The following is a 17,382-nucleotide window of genomic DNA, read 5'->3' as shown; positions in this document are numbered from 1 at the left end:
CATCAAGGCCCCGGAAACACCACCAACACCAGAACTCCGAACAACAGAATGCGCAGACATACCATGACGACGAAGAAGGCCGACCATATCGTCGCCCACGCCGTTGGAAGGTGCCTCTCCGATGCTCAGAACCGTGATCTCGGCCCCTGGAGCCAGAAGCGGAATCGCATCGCCGAAAGCGCGGGCCGCGGCGCGTTTGCCATCCCAGGCAAAGACGGCCTTCTTGCCCAGCGAGCGGGCCTGATAGTCATGCGGAACCAGGATAACCGGCCGCCCGGACCGCAGCGCCACGACGTCCGGACGGGCCGCCATATGCTCACGCCCGACCGCAGCCGCACGTTTGCCCATCACCACGAGATCGTAGGTCTGCGCACATTTGGACAGGCTGAATTCCGCGCTGTTTTCAAGATCGATGAAACTGGTCTGCAGCCCGTTCCCGTCAGCGGCGATCCGCGCTTTGAAACCGTCCCGGATTTCCGTGGCGACCTCAGCCTCCCGGCGCTTGAGCATGTCCAGCACGTCGCGCGTCATGAAATTGTGGAAGCGGCTTTCGACCGGCGATGGTCCGCGCCACACAACCCCGGTCAGATGCGCCTCATGGGCACGCGCCAGGAACATCGCCAGGCCCAGACCGCTCGAACCCGCCGCATCACCCGAATAGGCCGCAAGTATGCTTTTGATCGACATTCCGTCTACTCCTCCCTCGCGCGCCGGACGATCCCGGCGCTGCTCGTCTCGGGCAGGCCCCATCTCCTCCATCCGGGGCCTGCCTGTCTCTTGCCGCGCGCCAGGCGACAGAACGTTTCAATGCGCGCGGAGCTTGCGCAGGATCATTACCGTGATCGCAAGCACTTACAAGTCCGAAGCCGGACCTCTGGCCGACCCCGCGATCAGAACAGGCCTTCGATGAGGCCTTCGTCGTTGATGCGGATGACCTCGGCGGAGGGCTGCCTTGGCAGTCCGGGCATGGTCATGATCTCGCCGCAGACGACCACGACGAAGCCTGCACCGGCCGAGAGGCGGACCTCGCGGATGGGCAGGGTGTGGCCTTCGGGGGCGCCGCGGCGGTTGGGGTCGGTGGTGAAGCTGTACTGCGTCTTGGCCATGCACACCGGCAGGTTGCCATAGCCCTGGGCCTCCCACTCCTTCAGCTGATCGCGCACCTTCTTGTCGGCGATCACCTCGGACGCGCGGTAGATCTTCTTGGCGATGGTCTCGATCTTGGCGAACAGGCCCATGTCATCGGGGTAGAGCGGCTTGAAATCGGCGCTGCCGCCATCGGCGAGGGCCGCCACCTTCTCGGCCAGTTCGGTGATCCCGGCCGAGCCATTGGCCCAGTGCTTGCACAGCACCGCCTCGGTGCCCAGACCCTGCACGTAGTCCTGCAGGGCGGCCACCTCGGCATCGGTGTCGGTGACGAAATGGTTGATCGCCACAATCACCGGCACGCCAAAGGATTTCACGTTCTCGATATGGCGGCCCAGGTTGGCGCAGCCCTTCTTCACGGCGTCGACATTCTCGTCGCCCAGATCGCCCTTGGCCACGCCACCGTTCATCTTCATGGCGCGCACCGTGGCCACGATCACCGCCGCCGCCGGTTCCAGACCGGCCTTGCGGCACTTGATGTCAAAGAACTTCTCGGCGCCCAGATCGGCGCCGAAGCCCGCTTCGGTCACCACATAATCGGCCAGCTTCAGCGCCGTCTGCGTGGCCACGACCGAGTTGCAGCCATGCGCGATGTTCGCGAACGGACCGCCATGGACAAAGGCGGGGTTGTTTTCCAGCGTCTGCACCAGATTGGGCTGCATCGCGTCCTTCAGCAGCACCGCCATCGCGCCATCGGCCTTGATGTCGCGCGCAAACACCGGCGAACGGTCGCGCCGGTAGCCGACGATGATGTCGCCCAGGCGCCGCTCCAGATCCGTCATGTCAACGGCCAGGCACAGGATCGCCATGACCTCGGAGGCCACCGTGATGTCGAAGCCCGCCTCGCGCGGGAAGCCGTTGGCCACGCCGCCCAGGTTGCACACGATCTGGCGCAGGGCCCGGTCGTTCATGTCCATCACCCGGCGGAAGGCGATGCGCCGGATGTCGATCTCCAGCTCGTTGCCCCAGTAGATGTGGTTGTCCAGCATCGCCGCCAGAAGGTTGTGCGCGCTGGTGATGGCGTGGAAATCGCCGGTGAAATGGAGGTTCATGTCCTCCATCGGCACCACCTGCGCATAGCCGCCGCCCGCAGCCCCGCCCTTCATCCCGAAGCAGGGACCCAGCGAGGCCTCGCGGATGCAGATCGCCGCAGTCTTGCCGATGGCGTTCAGCCCGTCGCCCAGGCCCACCGTGGTCGTGGTCTTGCCCTCGCCCGCGGGCGTCGGGTTGATCGCCGTGACCAGGATCAGCTTGCCGTTCGGGCGATCCTTCAGCGAGGCAATATACTCCGCCGAAACCTTCGCCTTGTCATGCCCGTAGGGCAGCAAATGATCCGACGAAATCCCAAGCTTCGATCCAACCTCCTGAATCGGCTTCTTCTTCGCCGCGCGCGCAATCTCGATATCAGACATGGGCATCCTCCCTTAATGTCCTTGCTGCATCACCTGACGCCCGGGACCGAACTGTCCCCGGCGCGTGTTCGTTGTCTGTGGCCGGGCGCTTCCGCTTTCCCGCACAGGGAACGCCGGTCAGCTTCCCAGCGCGGTGCCCGCGCTGACGCCTGCCGCCGCCGCCCATTCCGCCGCAGGCTGCTTGCCCGCGCCTTTGGGCCGCACACGCTTGACCAGAATGCGCCCGCCGTTGCCCTGCACCAGCATGCCATCATCCGAGACCGAGACGACCTCGCCCGCGGTGCCGTCGCCATCCTGGCGGACACTGTCGAAGAAGGCGATCTCCTCGCCGCCATGCGTGGTCCAGGCGCCGGGTGCGGGGTTGGCTGCGCGGATGGTGTTGTAGACTTCGGCCACGGGTTTCGACCAGTCGATCCGGGCCAGATCCTTCTTGAACCAGCTTTCGTAGGACCCGTCCTCAAGGCGCTGATCATGCTTCAAAAGCACCCCGGCCTTGACCAGTTCCAGAGATTCGATCATCGCATCCACCCCCATGGGGAAGAGCTTCTTGAAATAGACGTCGCCCAGAGTTTCATCGGGGCCGATCTCGCAGGTTTTCTGCAGCAGGATCGGGCCCTCGTCCAAGCCGTCATCGGGCCAGAAGATGGTCAGGCCGGTGCGTGTCTTGCCCATGGCGATGGGCCAGTTGATCGAACTGGGCCCGCGATGTTCGGGCAGCAGCGACGGATGATACTGGAAGGTGCCGTAGCGCGGTGCATCGCGCACCGCTTCGGGCACGAACAGCAGCACATAGGCCATGATGCAGACATCAGCGTCGAAGGATTGCATCAGCTCCAGCGCCTCGGGCGTCTTCCACGAGGCGGGCTGGTGCAGCGGCAGTCCCTTTTCGCGGGCCAGCTCCGCGAGCGGGTCCTCGGGCTTGCCTTCCTTGGTGGGGGCGCAACAAACAGCCACCACATTTTCCCCGCGTTCCAGCAGACGCTCCAACACTGCGCGGCCGAATGCCTGTTGGCCATGCACAACTATCCGCATTTCCCCTCCTCCCGTTTCTTTATCCTGTTGCGGCGCCATGCCGGCATTTGCCGTGGCCTGCCGCAGTGTCAGGGGAAGGCGCCGCTGGCGCCTGCCCGGTTCTGGTGGATCGGACCCGTGCCCGACCCGGTGCCCGGGGCGCAGACCCTGCGGCCTGCGCCGGGCAGATCACTCCGCCGCCAGCTTTGCGTTGCCCACGGCCCCCGATTCCAGGATGCGCGCAAGCGCCTCACCGTCGTAGCCCAGCACATCGCGCAGAACCTCGGCGGTATGCTCGCCCAGCAGCGGCGAGCGCGTCACATCCACCGGGCTGTCCGACAGCTTCACCGGGCAGCCGACGCTCAGGTATTTGCCGCGCTCGGGGTGATCGACCTCGACCAGCGTGCCGGTCTTGCGCAGATCCTCATCTGCGGCGATTTCCTTCATGCTCAGGATCGGCCCCACGGGGATATCCAGCGGGTTGCAGATGTCCATGACCTCGAACTTGGTCTTGGTCATGGTCCATTCCTCGATCGTGGCGAAGATATGGTTCAGGCGCGGCAGCCGGGCCTTGGGCGTGGTGTAGTCGGGGTCGTCCTTCCACTCGGGCTTGCCGATCACGTCGCAGACCTTGTCCCAGACGGCGGCCTGGGTGATGAAATAGGTATAGGCGTTGGGATCATCCTCCCAGCCCTTGCACTTCAGGATCCGCCCCGGCTGGCCACCGCCCGAGTCATTGCCGGCGCGCGGAACCGCCTCGCCAAAGGGAATGCCCTCGCCGAACTGCGAATATTCTTCCAGCGGGCCGGACTCCAGCCGCTGCTGGTCGCGCAGCTTCACCCGGCAGAGGTTGAGCACACCATCCTGCATGGGCGCCAGCACGCGCTGCCCACGCCCGCTGTGGGTGCGCTGATACAGTGCCGTGACAATCCCCAGCGCCAGATGCAGCCCGGTGCCCGAGTCGCCGATCTGGGCGCCCGTCACCATCGGGAGATCATCGCGCCAGCCGGTGGTCGAGGCCGAACCACCCGCGCATTGGGCGATGTTCTCATAGACCTTGCATTCCTCATAGCGGCCGGGGCCGAACCCCTTGACCGAGGCCATGATGATGCGCGGGTTGATCTCCTGGATACGTTCCCAGCCAAAGCCCATCCGGTCCAGCGCACCGGGGGCGAAGTTTTCCACCAGAACATCGCAGGTTTCGATCAGCTTGGTCAGAACCTCCTTGCCCTCAGGGGTCTTGGAGTTCAGCTCGATCGAGCGTTTGTTGTGGTTGAGCATGGTGAAATACAGGCTGTCGGCGCCCGGCTTGTCCACCAGCTGCTTGCGGGTCGCATCGCCCACCCCGGGGCGTTCCACCTTGATCACATCGGCGCCAAACCACGCCAGAAGCTGGGTGCAGGTCGGGCCGGACTGGACATGGGTGAAGTCCAGGATTTTAACACCTTCAAGTGCCTTCATGGGAAGCTCCATCGATTCAGGGGCAAACCGGCCGGAACGCTCCGACCGGTTGCACCGCAGTCATTTCTTCTTGCCGACCACGCTTTGCGGGTTCAGGTTGCCGATGCGGCCGCTTTCGGTGCCGGCGGTTTCATCGATCACCGCGTTGATCAGCGTCGGCTTGCGCGAGGCGATGGCTTCCGCCATGGCACGATACAGCTCATCGGTGCTGGTGGCATGAACACCCACGCCGCCGAATGCCGCCATCATCTGGTCATAGCGCGAGTCCTTGACGAACACCGTGGGTGCGACGTCCTCGCCCCCCGTCGGGTTTACATCGGTGCCGCGGTAGATGCCGTTGTTGTTGAAGACGACAATGCAGACCGGCAGGTTGTAACGGCAGACGGTTTCCACCTCCATCCCCGAAAAGCCGAAGGCGCTGTCACCCACAACCGCCAGAACCGGATTGCCGGTTTCCACTGCGGCGGCCACGCAGGACCCCAGGCCGATCCCCATGACACCCCAGGTGCCCACATCGATCCGCTTGCGCGGCTTGTACATGTCGACGATGGCGCGGGCGAAATCCAGCGTGTTGGCGCCTTCGTTCACGAACATCGTGTCCGGGTTTTCCTTGATCACCCGCTTCACCTGGCCCAGCGCGCCGTGGAAATCCATGGGCACGGCGTTGTTCATCAGCTTCGGCGCCATCTTGGCGACATTCGCATCGCGCTTGGCGGCAAGCTGGTCCATCCATTCGCCCGGCGCCTTCGGCCAGTCAGCGCCCATGCGCTCGTTCAGGGCCTTGACGGTCGAGGCGATGTCGCCAACCAGCGGCGCATGGATCGGCACATTGCTGTCCATTTCTCGTGCATCGATGTCGATCTGGACGAATTTCTTGGTCCCCGGCTCGCCCCAGGCCTTGCCCTTGCCGTGGGAGAGCAGCCAGTTCAGCCGCGCACCGATCAGCATGACGGTATCGGCCTCTTTCAGGGCCATCGACCGGGCCGCACCGGCCGATTGCGGATGGTCGTCAGGCAGCAGGCCCTTGGCCATGCTCATCGGCAGGTAGGGGATGCCCGAGTTCTCCACAAAGGCGCGGATGTCCGCATCGGCCTGGGAATAGGCAGCACCCTTGCCCAGGATGATCAACGGCTTCTTTGCAGCCTTCAGCGTGTCCAGCGCACGGTCCAGCGCCTCGCTCGAGGGCAGATGCGCCGGGGCGGGGTCCACCACCTTGATCAGCGATTTTTCGCCTTCGGTGGCCTCCATCACCTGGCCCAGAAGGCTGGCGGGAACATCCAGATAGACACCGCCCGGGCGGCCGGTCACGGCGGCGCGGATCGCGCGGGCCACACCCAGGCCGATATCTTCGGCGTGCAGGATACGATAGGCGGCCTTGCAAAGCGGCTTGGCGATGGCCAACTGGTCCATCTCTTCATAGTCGCCCTTCTGCAGGTCCACGATCTCACGCTCGGACGACCCGGAAATCAGGATCATGGGGAAGCAGTTGGTGGTCGCATTGGCCAGCGCGGTCAGCCCGTTCAGGAACCCCGGCGCCGAAACCGTCAGACACACGCCCGGCGTCTGGGTCAGATACCCCGCAACCGAAGCCGCATAGCCTGCATGCTGTTCGTGGCGGAATGAAATCACCCGCATGCCACGGGCCTGCGCCAGACGGCCCAGATCGGTCACCGGAATACCCGGAACACCATAGATGGTGTTGATCCCGTTCAGCCGCAGCGCATCGATCACCAGATGAAAGCCATCGGTGAGTTCCTGCTCCACATCCTGCTCGGCGGTGCGCTCAAGCGTTTGCGTCGACATGTCAGTTCCTCCCAGTTTCGAAACCGGCGCCCGGACGGGCCACCGGCCAACAAATCGTCAGTCCCCCGTCCTCCCGGCCTGCGCCACGGTCGAGGACGCCACCGGCGACACAGCGCTGTCGCCCGGGCCGGGATCCTGCTCACCCCTGCGGCCAAGCTGCTCCAGCTTCAGCCAGGTGCGGCGGATATGGTCATGCAACCGTTCGGTATGCTCGCGGACATAGCGCGAGGCCGTATCGGCATCGCGGGTCTCCAGCGCTTCGATGATGTTCATGTGATCCACCACCGAACGCCGCAGGCGGTCGCCCTCGCCCATGGCGCGGCGCCGCACGGCATGCATGTGCATGAACAGGTCATTCGCCGTGCGCACCAGAAGATTGCATTTCGACAGCTCCAGAATGCGCTGATGGAACTGGATGTTCTTGTCCGAATACTCGGCCAGGCGCGCGCCCTCGCCCTCCTCGCAGGCCTTGAGCGCAAACTTGCGCAGGGCCCGGAATTCGGCATCGGTGGCACGTTCGGTGGCCAGCCGCGCCGCCATGCTTTCCAGCGCCGCCCAGACCACCACCATCTCCAGCACCTCGTCCAGCGACTTGCGCCGCACAAAGACCCCCTTGCGAGGCTGGATCTCGACAAAGCCGTCCTGCTCCAGCCGGGCCAGGGCCTCACGAATCGGCGTGCGCGAGACGCCCAGTTGCTCGGCGATGCGCCGTTCGTCCAGACGCAGGTCAGCGTCGGCGGCGTAGATGTCCATCTCCATGATGGCGGCGCGCAGCGCATCGTAAATATGATCTTTCAGCGTGAAACTCACCGCAACACGCTCAAGCCGGACCCCTTTGGACATCATGACCCCCATGTCGAACAATGGTCGACATTATGCCACTGCCAGCGCATCGGGCAAGCATCCGAAACGCCGCAGCGCGGCAAGGAAGGGTCCGCGCCCGGCAGAGGTACCGCGCCGATCGCGGCGGCCTTCCTGCCATGCTGTCCCTCAATGCGCATCTGCCCAGGTTCCCTCAAGCTCGTTGCGGAGATGGTATGTGGCATACCATATACGTGTCAACAGGAATAATGCGGCCCACCCGGCTTTTGGCGAAGGGGTCTGACGCAGGGCTCGGACCCGGGGCGCCAGGTCCGGAAAAGCTCGCTCGGCAGGGTCAAGGGCCAAGCCCAACCCGGCGCCCAACTCATTGCAAACATGCGCTTCCATCACCCCGGCCACGGCCCGCCCTCCGCTGCGCAGGCAAGCACGCCCCACCGTCAGGGCTGCAGCAGTATCTTGCCCCGGTGCTGGGCTGCTTCCATCATCGCATGGGCCTGCGCGGCCTGCTCCAGCGGCAACACCGCATGCGTCACCGGGCGCAGCTTGCCCTGGGCAAAGAGCGGCCAGACCCGTGATTCCAGATCCCGCGCCACCGCGGCCTTGAAGGATTCCGGGCGCGAGCGCAGGGTCGATCCGGTGTAGCTGAGCCGCTTCAACATCACCGGCATCAGGTTCAGCGAGACCTTGGACCCGGCGTTGAAGGCCAGCTGGATGATTCGCGCGTCATGCCGCGCGGCCTTGATATTGCGCTCCACATAGTCTCCGCCGATGATGTCCAGAATGATGTCGGCGCCCCCGGCGGCGCGGGTGATCTCGACAAAATCCTCCTCGCGGAAATTGATGCAGCGGGCGGCGCCAAGCTCGGTGCAGAACCGCGCTTCTTCCTCGGACCCCACGGTGGTCAGAACCTCCAGCCCCAGGGCTGTGCCCAGCTGGATGGCGGTCGATCCGATCCCCCCCGCGCCGCCATGGACCAGAAAACGCCCGCCCTCGGGCAGGGTCTGGTTCAGGAACACGTTGCTCCAGACCGTGAAATAGGTTTCCGGCAGCCCGGCGGCATCCACCTCGGCCGGGCCTTCGGGCAGCGGCAGGCAGTGTTCGGCATCGATGGCCACATACTCCGCATAGCCGCCGCCATTGGTCAGCGCGGTGATCCGGTCGCCTTCGGCCCAGCGCGTCACGCCATCGCCCATGGCCACAACCTGCCCCGAGACCTCCAGCCCCAGCAGGTCCGATGCCCCCTTGGGTGGCGGATAATGCCCGCGCCGCTGCACCAGATCCGGGCCGTTCACCCCGGCAGCGGTCACGCGGACCAGAACCTCGCCCGGGCCGGGCTGCGGCACCGGGCGGGTGCCGGGGACCAGAACCTCTGGCCCGCCGGGTTCGTTCATTTCAACCACGCGCATGGTTTCGGGAAGGGCGGTCATGGCAATGCCTCCTGTCACAGTTCACTGATGCGCCCTGAATGGCAGCTTGCGCCGATGGGGGCCAGAGCCCGGGGGCGGTCAGCCGCCCCGCAACGCCTTTTGCACGGCGGGGGCCACGGCGTCGGCGTCTTCGGTGATGATTGCGCCCGCATCCGCCAGACCCTGCGCCTTTTGCGCGGCACTGCGCGCGCCCATCATCGCCAGCGTCCCGGCATGGCCCATGCGCCGCTCGGCGGGCGCGTGCCGCCCCACCACCAGCGCAATTACCGGCTTGCCGTAATCGGTTTTCGACAGATAGGCGGCGGCCTCTTCTTCCTCGGTCCCGCCGATTTCGCCGATCATGACCACGGCGCGTGTATCGTCATCGGTGCGGAACAACTCAAGCGTCTGCGCAAAGCCCAGCCCGTGCACCGGGTCGCCGCCGATGCCGACGGTGGTGGACTGCCCCAGCCCCAGCGCGCTGGTCTGGGCAACCACTTCGGAGGTCAGCGAGGCCGAGCGCGACACGATCCCCACCGCCCCGGGGGCGGCGTCACGCGTGGCCATGACCCCGATCTTGCACAGCCCGGGCGAGAGCACACCCTGCGAATTCGGCCCCACCAGAACGCTCTCAGAGCCGTCCAGCGCGGCCTTCACCCGCAGCATGTCCATCACCGGCACACGTTCGGTCACGCAGACGATGACGCCGATCCCGGCCTCGATCGCCTCGATCATCGCGTCGGCGGCGCGGTGGGGCGGGACCATGATCAGGCTGGCATTGGCGCCGGTATCGGACCGGGCCTCGGCCACGGTGTTGAACACCGGCAGGCCTACATGGGTGCTGCCGCCCTTGCCCGGTCGCACACCGGCCACACATTCGGTCCCGTAACGCATGGCCAGATCGGTATAGAAGGTGCCCGCCCGTCCGGTCATGCCCTGGACAAGCACGCGGGTGTCAGAGTCGATCAGAATGGCCATCAGGCACCCTTTCCGCTGGCTATGGCCACCGCGCGGGTCACAGCGGCGCGCATGGAGGTGGCGTTTTCATGCGGCAGGCGTCGGTCCTTCATGATGGAGCGCGCCCAGTCCGCGTTCTGCCCGGCGGCGCGAAAGACCACCGGCACCCGGCGGTCACTGCGCGAATAGGCAAAGTTCAGCGCCTCGGCCACGGTGTCGCAGACGGTCATGCCACCGCCATGCACATTGACCAGCAACACCTTGATGCCGGGATCGCTCAGCAGCAGCTCCACCCCGCGGGCGATCTGAAAACTGGTGGCGGTGGTGCGGATATCCATGAAATTCGCCGGCCGACCGCCCGCATCGGCGATCATGTCATTGGTGGCCAGTCCCAGCCCCGCCCCATTGACCACCACGCCGATATTGCCCTCCAGCCGCACGAAATTGAGGTCATTCTCGCGGGCGATGCGTTCGTAATCATCACGCACGGCCTCGCGCGCGGTGGTTTCGAACTCGGGGTGCCGGAACAGCGCGTTGTCATCCAGGATCATCTTTGCATCGACCGCCACCGCGTCATGGGCGGGGGTGATGACCAGGGGGTTGATCTCAACAAACAGGGCGTCATTGCGCAGGGCCGCGCGAACGGTGGCGGCGATCAGGGCATGCACAGCTGCGCGCGCCGCTTCGGGAACGCCCAGCCGCTCAAGGAACCCGCCAAGCGCCGCCTCGTCGATGGCCCCGTCATGGGCCAGATGCAGGGTTTCCAGGATCGATGGATCGGCCTGGGCCTCGGCCTCGAACTCCACCCCGCCGCGGGCAGACCCCAGCAGCATGGGCCGCGCGCCTGTCGGGTCGATCACAAAGGCCAGATACAGGCTGTGGGCGGTCTCGATGGCGGCCTCGACATAGATGCGCTCGACCACCTCGCCCTCGGCATCGGTCTGGGCGGTGACCAGGCGCGAGCCCAGCAGCCGGCCCGCGGCCTCGCCCACCGCGCTGGGGGTGGGCGCCATGACCACGCCCCCGGCGGCCCCGCGCCCCCCGGCCAGGATCTGCGCCTTGACCGCAAAGCGTTCGGCCTTGAGCGCACGGGCGCGATCCTCGGCCTCGGCCACTGTCCGGGCAACGCCGCCGTCGGGGATCGTGACACCATATTGCGCAAGGATTTCCTTGGCATGATATTCTGGTATATACACCCTCACCCCCCCTTTGCCTGCACCTGGCGTCGGCCATGGCGAAAAACGCCATGTACTTGGTATACCATACTCCAATGACACCGCCACCGTCAACCGCAGCGATGGCCCGGGCCGTCGTCCTGCCGCATGTCGGGGAACAGCGTGCAAGCGCGGGAAAGCGGGCGGGGCGCGCCGGGCAAATGGACCGCAACCGGTCAGTCCGGCGGTAAAATGAACGCCCGACCCTGGGGGCCGGGCGTCCGCTCCTGCTGAAAAGCCCTGGTAAAAATTCACATGCCAAACGCTACGCCGGGCCCCAGGGACGGTGCACAGCCGGAAACCTCATGCCAACCGGGCCTCGACCGCCCGGCGGGAGCGCGGTGGCACCTGATCGCGGGCACCGATCCGCCTTCTCCTTGGCTCGAACCTTATGCAAACCCGGGCATTCCGGGCAATATGTGACCTTCCACATGTGGCGCTCATGCCATACGGGACAGCCATTGCGCGCGGCGCTCCACATCCTGCGCGGTGCGCTCCAGGTCCAGCAGGCGCTTGTCCGGAAATTCCGGCGCGCCGATCAGACCCAGCCCGGCGGCAAGGCTGAGGACCTGACGATCATTCCTGGCGGCCAGCTTCACGCGCACCCTTTCCATGTGTTGCCCGACCGAGTTTTCATGTGCATGGCCGGTGATCTCGATGATCTGCTTGTCGCGCAGCCCCTGGGCGCGCAGCGACAGCATCTGCAGGTTGGTTTCCGTCAGGCCGGTGGCGGCGATGATCTCCTGGCGCCAGCAGGCGATGTCATGGAACTGGCGGCACAGTTCGACGACCAGATGCCCATGCCGGGCAAAGCGGGCGTCATGCTCCACCGGCGTCAGGGTCGATGAATGCAACCCCATCCCGCCCACCAACCCCCGCGCACGCAAGGACAGGAAGAAGCCGGATTTCAGGAAATCGCGCGCCCGGTTGGGCACTTCGGCGAAATGATCGGGGATGTCACCGCCGTCGGCCGCGCGAAACACCTGTGACTGCAGCAACACCCCCTGACGCAAGGCGACATGCAGCACGGACAGATCCCGCGCGCCCAGGCCGTGCTCGACATACTGGCGCATCCATTCGTCATCCAACCCGCTATCCTTAAGCAGAAACCGCGACAGCAGCGCCTCCATGGACGAGAAATCGAAACCCACACCATAGGTGAAGCCGTCATAATGGAACTCGGCCTTCAGGAAGTCCGAGAAGATCCGGATGCGCTGGTCAAGCGCCGGCGTGTCCCGCACCCGCGCCATCACCTGGATTGCGTCGATCATCTTTACCCAGCCCGCTTTTCATGAAGAACTAGCCGCCGCGGAAGGCATGACAAGCCCCACGGGCGGGTCTGAAATGCCGCAAGGACGCGCGCACGGCGCCTTGGGCGCTTCGGTCCCGGCGGGCAGCACTGCGGGACGTTCCCGCCGCTGGTCTTTTGGCGGGGCGGGCTGACGCCCTGGGGTCCACGCCGAGGACATCCGCAACGATCGCCACGCCGCCATCGGAACCTTGTGTCAGGGGGCGCCCTCTAAAGCGCCGACACCACGGCGGGGGAAAAGGCGTGACCCTCGGGCGACAGGATCGTGGCCTCGCGCAGGCCATGGGGCTTGTCTGCCGGGGGTTCCAGAACCAGCGCGTCATGGGCGGCGGCCCGGGAGCAGGCGGCATCGGGGTCCAGTCCGAACAGGTAAACCTGCACCCCACCCCCGCGCGCTCCGGCCTCGGGGACCAACCCCATCAGCGGATGCGCCCGGAAGCTGCGGTCGGAATGCAGCTGTATCAACGTGCCCTCATGCGCCAGCAGCGCAAAATCATCCCCCAGCCGGTGCACCCCAAGCCCCAGCACCTGCGCGGCAAACCTCGCCACCGCCCGCACATCCCGGCACAGCAGGTTCACCCCGACCCCGCGCAGGGACCGGCCAAAGGCCGCGGGGGTGACGGTGTCCAGATTCATGTCGGGCATTTCGCTTCCTGCGCGGCGCGGGCCTCCTGCCATTCATGATAGGTCTGCCGCGATCCGCGCAGCTTCCATTCGGTCCGCCCGTTGCTGGCCCGGTCCAGCACCACCGATGACGCGGCCGAGGGGCTGGAAAACGACCACGGCCGCATGAAGCGCAACCGCCCCGGGTCGGCAGGTTCCAGAACACCCTCGGCCATCAGCCGTTCCTTCAGGGTGCGATAGCTCTGCTGCACATAGCCAGTCTCGAAAAGCGCCTCGGAACCCTCCAGAACCACGAACTCTCCGTCCTCCTCCACCGCCAGCGCCTGAACGCCGCTCTTGTGGCGGATCTCGAACGTGACATCGCCGCTGGTGCGTTCCTCGGGCGGTTCGGCGGCCTGTGCCACGGCGCGCGGCTGGGGCTTGAGCATGTCCAGACCGATCATCGGCAGGATGATCCGCAGATTCGCCAGGAATTGTTCCATATTGGCGCGGTCGGCCTCGGGCAGGCGGCGGCGCGCGGTGGGGGGTGGATTGCATTGTCCAGTGCCACCCGCCCGGCGCTGGCCGTCATTTCGATCAGCCGCGCCTCCAGATACTCGGCATGGCCCTTGGACAGGTCATCGTCGCTGGTGGTGACCGCAACGGCATGTTCCCAGAACTCCCGCTCCACGGCGCTCTTGCGGATCCGGTCGGACACCGAATTGCCCGAGCCGATATAGACCCGCGTGCCGGTGGCCTGCGCCGGGTCCGGGCCGGCCAGGACATAGACCCCGGCGCGGTCAACCTCAGCCCGGGCGGTCAGGGCACCAAAGGCGGCGGCGCCGCTGACAAACAGCAGCCCTGTCCAGCCGTGGATCGTCGCCTTGCGCAGCCCGCTGGGCTTGCCATCCACCAGAAACAGCTGGATCGTCCGGCCATAGGCGCCCCCGGTGCTCACTCCGCTGCCTCCTCGGTGCCGATGAACCCGCCCGACTGGCGGCCCCAGTAGCGGGCATAGACGCCGCCGCGCGCCAGAAGCGCCTCATGATCGCCCGTTTCGACGATATGGCCGTCCTCCAGCACGATGATCCGGTCCATGGCAGAAATGGTGGACAGCCGGTGCGCGATGGCCAGCACGGTCTTGCCCTCCATCAGGCGCTCAAGCGACTCCTGCACCGCGGCCTCGACCTCGGAATCCAGGGCCGAGGTGGCCTCGTCCAGCACCAGAATGGGCGCGTTCTTCAGAAAGGCCCGGGCAAGGGCGATGCGCTGGCGCTGCCCGCCCGAAAGCCGCACGCCGCGTTCGCCCAGATGCGCCGCATAGCCCTGGCGCCCGTTGTGGTCCTGCAGGTCCAGGATGAAGTCATGGGCCTGAGCGGCGCGGGCAGCGGCCTCCACCTCGGCAGCGGTGGCATCGGGGCGGCCATAGCGGATGTTGTCCAGCGCCGAGCGGTTGAACATGGCCGTTTCCTGCGTGACCATGCCGATCTGGCGGCGCAGGCTTTCCTGCGTGACCTTGCGAATGTCATGGCCATCCACCAGCACGCGCCCGCCTTCGACATCATAGAGCCGCAGCAGCAGCGCCACCAGCGTGGACTTGCCCGCCCCCGAGGCCCCGACAATCCCGATCTTCTCGCCCGGGCGGATGTCCAGATCAATCGCCTCGACCCCGCCGGACTGCCGACCATAGGCGAAATGCACCTCATCGAACCGCAGGGCCCCGGCCACCCGGCCCAGTTCCACCGCATCGGGGGCATCCACCAGCGTGGGTTCGGGCGTCAGGGTGCGCATGCCGTCCTCGACCTCGCCCAGATTGCCGTAGATGGTCATCAGCACAAAGCTGACCCAGCCGGTCATCTGCGCAATCCGGATGGACACCGCCCCCGCCGCGGCAATATCGCCGGGGCTGGAGATGCCGACCGACCAGAGCCACGCCGCCCCGCCGATCAGCAGCACCGGCAACACCCCGGCCACCGCCATCAGCCAGAAGCGGAACGCCGCCTGCACATTGCCGAATTCGATGGCCCGGTCGCGGAATTCATCCATGGCCAGCAGCGCGGCGCGGTCCTCATGCTCGGCATGGGCGAAAAGCTTCACGGTCTTGATGTTGGTGATGGTGTCCACGACCTGCCCGCTGACCATGGCCCGCGCGCCCGCCCGCGCCCCGGACCGCGCCCGCACCGCCGGAAGGAAATGGCGGATCAGGGCAACATAGCCCAGCATCCACACCGCCAGTGCCAGGGCAAGGGCCGGGTGGATCACCAGCAGCAGCACCACCGAGCCGACAATCGAGGCCAGCGCGAAGGACACCGTGTTGATGGTCTCATTCGCCACATCAGTCAGGGCACGCGCGGTCTGCACCTGCTTCTGCGCAATGCGGCCGGCGAAATCATCGTCAAAGAAGGTGACGGGCTGGCCCAGCGTCCAGCGGTTCAGGCGCGCCTGCACCAGCACATTCACATTGGGCTGCACCACGATCGTATTCGCCGCCGAGGACAGACCAAAGGCCAGCGGCCGCAAGACGATGAAGAACAGGGCAAACCCTGCCAGCAGCAGCCAGTTCTCGGCAAAGAAGGCCAGCGGTCCGCTGTCCAGCGCGGCATCGATCACCGCGCCCAGCAGCAGGGCCGAGACAACCTCGGTCACGCCCGCCAGCGCCGACAGCGCCGCCGCCCCCAGCAATACCGGCCAGGCCCCTGCCACGCCCCAGCGGATGAACCGCCACAGGCTGCGCGGCGGCGGCCCCGGTGCGGGCTGGAAAGGGTCAATCAGATCGGCCAGTTTCACGCGGCTCTCCGTTCTTCATCATCTGCCCGGGCATCCGGGGCAGCGGCAAGGGGAAGGGCCCCGCGCAACGCGCACTGCAGGCACCACACCGGGGCAGGACAGGAACGCAGACCCGCCGCCCCGCTTGATATAGCCCTCCCGGGCCCCGCGCGCCACCTGATGCACCCAGGACAGGCGCCATCTGGCGGGAATCAGGCGCGCGTGTTACCTTGCGCCCGGATCGGGCAATGACTGGAGGGGATCATGACCCAGCACATTCTGGACCGCAAACGCGATGCAAGCGCCCCGCGCGCGCCGCAATACCTGGAGCGCGACCGCGCGCAGGGCGGCCCGCATGTCAGCACGCGCAGCCTGCTGGAACGGGGCCGGACCGAACCCGCGCGGCTGGACGTCTTCAGCCGTCTGGATCGCCAGCAGGCGCGCGACACGCACTGAACCCGCGCGCTGGCGTGGCGGGCGGCGCGTCTGCGCGCCGCCCGGGGCCTGCTCAGGCGCGCACATGCGCCTCATAGGCAGAGGCGATATCCCGGGTCAGTTGGCCCACCTGGAAATGATGCTCGCCGATCTGGCCCACCGGCGTGATCTCGGCGGCGGTGCCGGTCAGCCAGCATTGCTGAAAGCCGGGCAATTCCTCGGGCATGATGTGGCGCTCATGGACGGTCACGTTCATGTCACGCAAGAGGCTGATGACCGTCTGCCGGGTGATCCCGTTCAGGATCGCATCGGCCAGCGGCGTGTGCACCTCGCCATCCTTGACAAAGAAGACATTGGCGCCGGTGGCCTCGGCCACATAGCCGCGCCAGTCCATGAACAGCGCATCCGAGCAGCCCTTGGCCTCGGCCGCGTGCTTGGACATGGTGCAGATCATGTAAAGCCCCGCCGCCTTGGCCGCCGTGGGGATCGTCTCGGGCGAGGGGCGCTTCCATTTGGCAATGTCCAGCTTGGCGCCCTGCATCTTGGCGTCGCCGTAATAGGCGCCCCATTCCCAGGCCGCCACCGCCACCCGCACCTTGTTGCGTGAGGCCGCGACACCCATATCCTCGCCCGCGCCGCGCCAGGCCACCGCGCGCACATAGGCGTCATGCAGCTTGTTGGCCTCCAGCACCGCGGCCTTGGCGGCCTCCAGCTCATCCACGCTCAGCGGGATGGGCATGTCCATCAGTCGGCCTGATTCCAGCAGCCGCGCCGAATGTTCACGGCTCTTGAAGATCTTGCCGCCATAGCAACGCTCGCCCTCGAACACGCTGGAGGCATAGTGCAGCGCATGGCTCAGGATATGCACATTGGCATCGCGCCAGGGCACCAGCGCCCCGTCCATCCAGATGAATCCGTCCCGGTCGTCATAAGCTCCGGCCATCTGCCCGCCCTCCCTGGCTTTTCAAATGTTGCGCAACTTAGGTCCGAAGCGGACACATTGTTACGCCAAATCCGCGACTCGCTAGCAATTGATT

16 protein-coding genes are annotated in these 17,382 nt (G+C 66.0%); 1 reads left to right on the top strand and 15 read right to left on the bottom strand.

Annotated features, from left to right (window positions below; translation table 11 throughout):
• The 14 genes from HUK65_RS12295 to HUK65_RS12235 all read right to left on the bottom strand — a co-directional run.
• Nucleotides 1-687 (bottom strand): hypothetical protein (locus HUK65_RS12295; RefSeq protein ID WP_179906567.1); only part of this gene is annotated, 687 nt, incomplete at its 3' end.
• Nucleotides 688-890: 203 nt separating this feature from the next.
• Nucleotides 891-2,558 (bottom strand): formate--tetrahydrofolate ligase, encoded by a 1,668-nt coding sequence (locus HUK65_RS12290; RefSeq protein ID WP_179906566.1) that lies wholly within the window; start codon nt 2,556-2,558, stop codon nt 891-893.
• Nucleotides 2,559-2,675: 117 nt separating this feature from the next.
• A complete protein-coding gene (locus HUK65_RS12285) occupies nt 2,676-3,590 on the bottom strand; it encodes a methionyl-tRNA formyltransferase (RefSeq protein WP_179906565.1) in 915 nt (304 codons plus the stop codon).
• A 168-nt stretch (nt 3,591-3,758) separates the two neighbouring features.
• Nucleotides 3,759-5,030, bottom strand: coding sequence for a formyl-CoA transferase (frc, locus tag HUK65_RS12280; RefSeq protein ID WP_179906564.1), 1,272 nt, complete (start codon nt 5,028-5,030; stop codon nt 3,759-3,761).
• A 60-nt stretch (nt 5,031-5,090) separates the two neighbouring features.
• Nucleotides 5,091-6,833, bottom strand: a complete 1,743-nt coding sequence (oxc, locus tag HUK65_RS12275; RefSeq protein WP_179906563.1) for an oxalyl-CoA decarboxylase — start codon at nt 6,831-6,833, stop codon at nt 5,091-5,093.
• Nucleotides 6,834-6,890: 57 nt separating this feature from the next.
• Nucleotides 6,891-7,676: a GntR family transcriptional regulator gene (locus HUK65_RS12270; RefSeq protein ID WP_179906562.1), complete on the bottom strand. Its 786-nt coding sequence runs from the start codon at nt 7,674-7,676 to the stop codon at nt 6,891-6,893.
• A gap of 416 nt (nt 7,677-8,092) precedes the next feature.
• Nucleotides 8,093-9,082, bottom strand: coding sequence for an NAD(P)H-quinone oxidoreductase (locus HUK65_RS12265; RefSeq protein ID WP_179906561.1), 990 nt, complete (start codon nt 9,080-9,082; stop codon nt 8,093-8,095).
• A gap of 78 nt (nt 9,083-9,160) precedes the next feature.
• Nucleotides 9,161-10,039 carry a succinate--CoA ligase subunit alpha gene (gene sucD, locus HUK65_RS12260; RefSeq protein WP_179906560.1) on the bottom strand — a complete coding sequence of 293 codons (879 nt, stop codon included), beginning with the start codon at nt 10,037-10,039 and terminating at the stop codon, nt 9,161-9,163.
• A complete protein-coding gene (locus HUK65_RS12255; RefSeq protein WP_179906559.1) occupies nt 10,039-11,214 on the bottom strand; it encodes a succinate--CoA ligase subunit beta in 1,176 nt (391 codons plus the stop codon). The genes sucD and HUK65_RS12255 overlap by 1 nt, the downstream gene beginning before the upstream one ends.
• Before the next feature lie 458 nt (nt 11,215-11,672).
• A complete protein-coding gene (locus tag HUK65_RS12250) occupies nt 11,673-12,503 on the bottom strand; it encodes a helix-turn-helix transcriptional regulator (protein ID WP_179906558.1) in 831 nt (276 codons plus the stop codon).
• A gap of 248 nt (nt 12,504-12,751) precedes the next feature.
• A complete protein-coding gene (locus HUK65_RS12245; protein WP_327787125.1) occupies nt 12,752-13,186 on the bottom strand; it encodes a VOC family protein in 435 nt (144 codons plus the stop codon).
• On the bottom strand, nt 13,174-13,647 hold the full coding sequence (locus HUK65_RS18780; RefSeq protein WP_235442122.1) for a DUF4357 domain-containing protein: 474 nt from the start codon (nt 13,645-13,647) through the stop codon (nt 13,174-13,176). The genes HUK65_RS12245 and HUK65_RS18780 overlap by 13 nt, the downstream gene beginning before the upstream one ends.
• Nucleotides 13,605-14,102, bottom strand: a complete 498-nt coding sequence (locus HUK65_RS18775) for a GIY-YIG nuclease family protein (RefSeq protein WP_235442121.1) — start codon at nt 14,100-14,102, stop codon at nt 13,605-13,607. The genes HUK65_RS18780 and HUK65_RS18775 overlap by 43 nt, the downstream gene beginning before the upstream one ends.
• Nucleotides 14,099-15,931: an ABC transporter ATP-binding protein gene (locus HUK65_RS12235; protein ID WP_179906557.1), complete on the bottom strand. Its 1,833-nt coding sequence runs from the start codon at nt 15,929-15,931 to the stop codon at nt 14,099-14,101. The genes HUK65_RS18775 and HUK65_RS12235 overlap by 4 nt, the downstream gene beginning before the upstream one ends.
• A gap of 243 nt (nt 15,932-16,174) precedes the next feature.
• Between HUK65_RS12235 and HUK65_RS12230 the strand changes: the two genes are divergently transcribed.
• Nucleotides 16,175-16,366 carry a hypothetical protein gene (locus HUK65_RS12230; RefSeq protein ID WP_179906556.1) on the top strand — a complete coding sequence of 64 codons (192 nt, stop codon included), beginning with the start codon at nt 16,175-16,177 and terminating at the stop codon, nt 16,364-16,366.
• Between the two features lie 52 nt (nt 16,367-16,418).
• Here HUK65_RS12230 and HUK65_RS12225 read toward each other — a convergent pair whose 3' ends face one another.
• Entirely contained in the window at nt 16,419-17,288 is an 870-nt protein-coding gene (locus HUK65_RS12225; protein WP_179906555.1) for a branched-chain amino acid aminotransferase, read from the bottom strand.
• Nucleotides 17,289-17,382 lie beyond the last annotated feature (94 nt).

The sequence above is a fragment of the Rhabdonatronobacter sediminivivens genome, assembly GCF_013415485.1.
Lineage (GTDB): Bacteria > Pseudomonadota > Alphaproteobacteria > Rhodobacterales > Rhodobacteraceae > Rhabdonatronobacter > Rhabdonatronobacter sediminivivens.
Note: the sequence above shows the minus strand (reverse complement) of the source record. Positions and strands in the feature narration are given on the sequence as shown.

Coding starts and splice junctions, on each gene's coding strand:
- HUK65_RS12225 (WP_179906555.1), bottom strand. CDS start 17,288: ATGGCCGGAGCTTATGACGACCGGGACGGATTCATCTGGATGGACGGG.
- HUK65_RS18780 (WP_235442122.1), bottom strand. CDS start 13,647: ATGGAACAATTCCTGGCGAATCTGCGGATCATCCTGCCGATGATCGGT.
- frc (WP_179906564.1), bottom strand. CDS start 5,030: ATGAAGGCACTTGAAGGTGTTAAAATCCTGGACTTCACCCATGTCCAG.
- HUK65_RS12285 (WP_179906565.1), bottom strand. CDS start 3,590: ATGCGGATAGTTGTGCATGGCCAACAGGCATTCGGCCGCGCAGTGTTG.
- HUK65_RS12290 (WP_179906566.1), bottom strand. CDS start 2,558: ATGTCTGATATCGAGATTGCGCGCGCGGCGAAGAAGAAGCCGATTCAG.
- oxc (WP_179906563.1), bottom strand. CDS start 6,833: ATGTCGACGCAAACGCTTGAGCGCACCGCCGAGCAGGATGTGGAGCAG.
- HUK65_RS12230 (WP_179906556.1), top strand. CDS start 16,175: ATGACCCAGCACATTCTGGACCGCAAACGCGATGCAAGCGCCCCGCGC.
- HUK65_RS12265 (WP_179906561.1), bottom strand. CDS start 9,082: ATGACCGCCCTTCCCGAAACCATGCGCGTGGTTGAAATGAACGAACCC.
- HUK65_RS12245 (WP_327787125.1), bottom strand. CDS start 13,186: ATGCCCGACATGAATCTGGACACCGTCACCCCCGCGGCCTTTGGCCGG.
- HUK65_RS12270 (WP_179906562.1), bottom strand. CDS start 7,676: ATGTCCAAAGGGGTCCGGCTTGAGCGTGTTGCGGTGAGTTTCACGCTG.
- sucD (WP_179906560.1), bottom strand. CDS start 10,039: ATGGCCATTCTGATCGACTCTGACACCCGCGTGCTTGTCCAGGGCATG.
- HUK65_RS12250 (WP_179906558.1), bottom strand. CDS start 12,503: ATGATCGACGCAATCCAGGTGATGGCGCGGGTGCGGGACACGCCGGCG.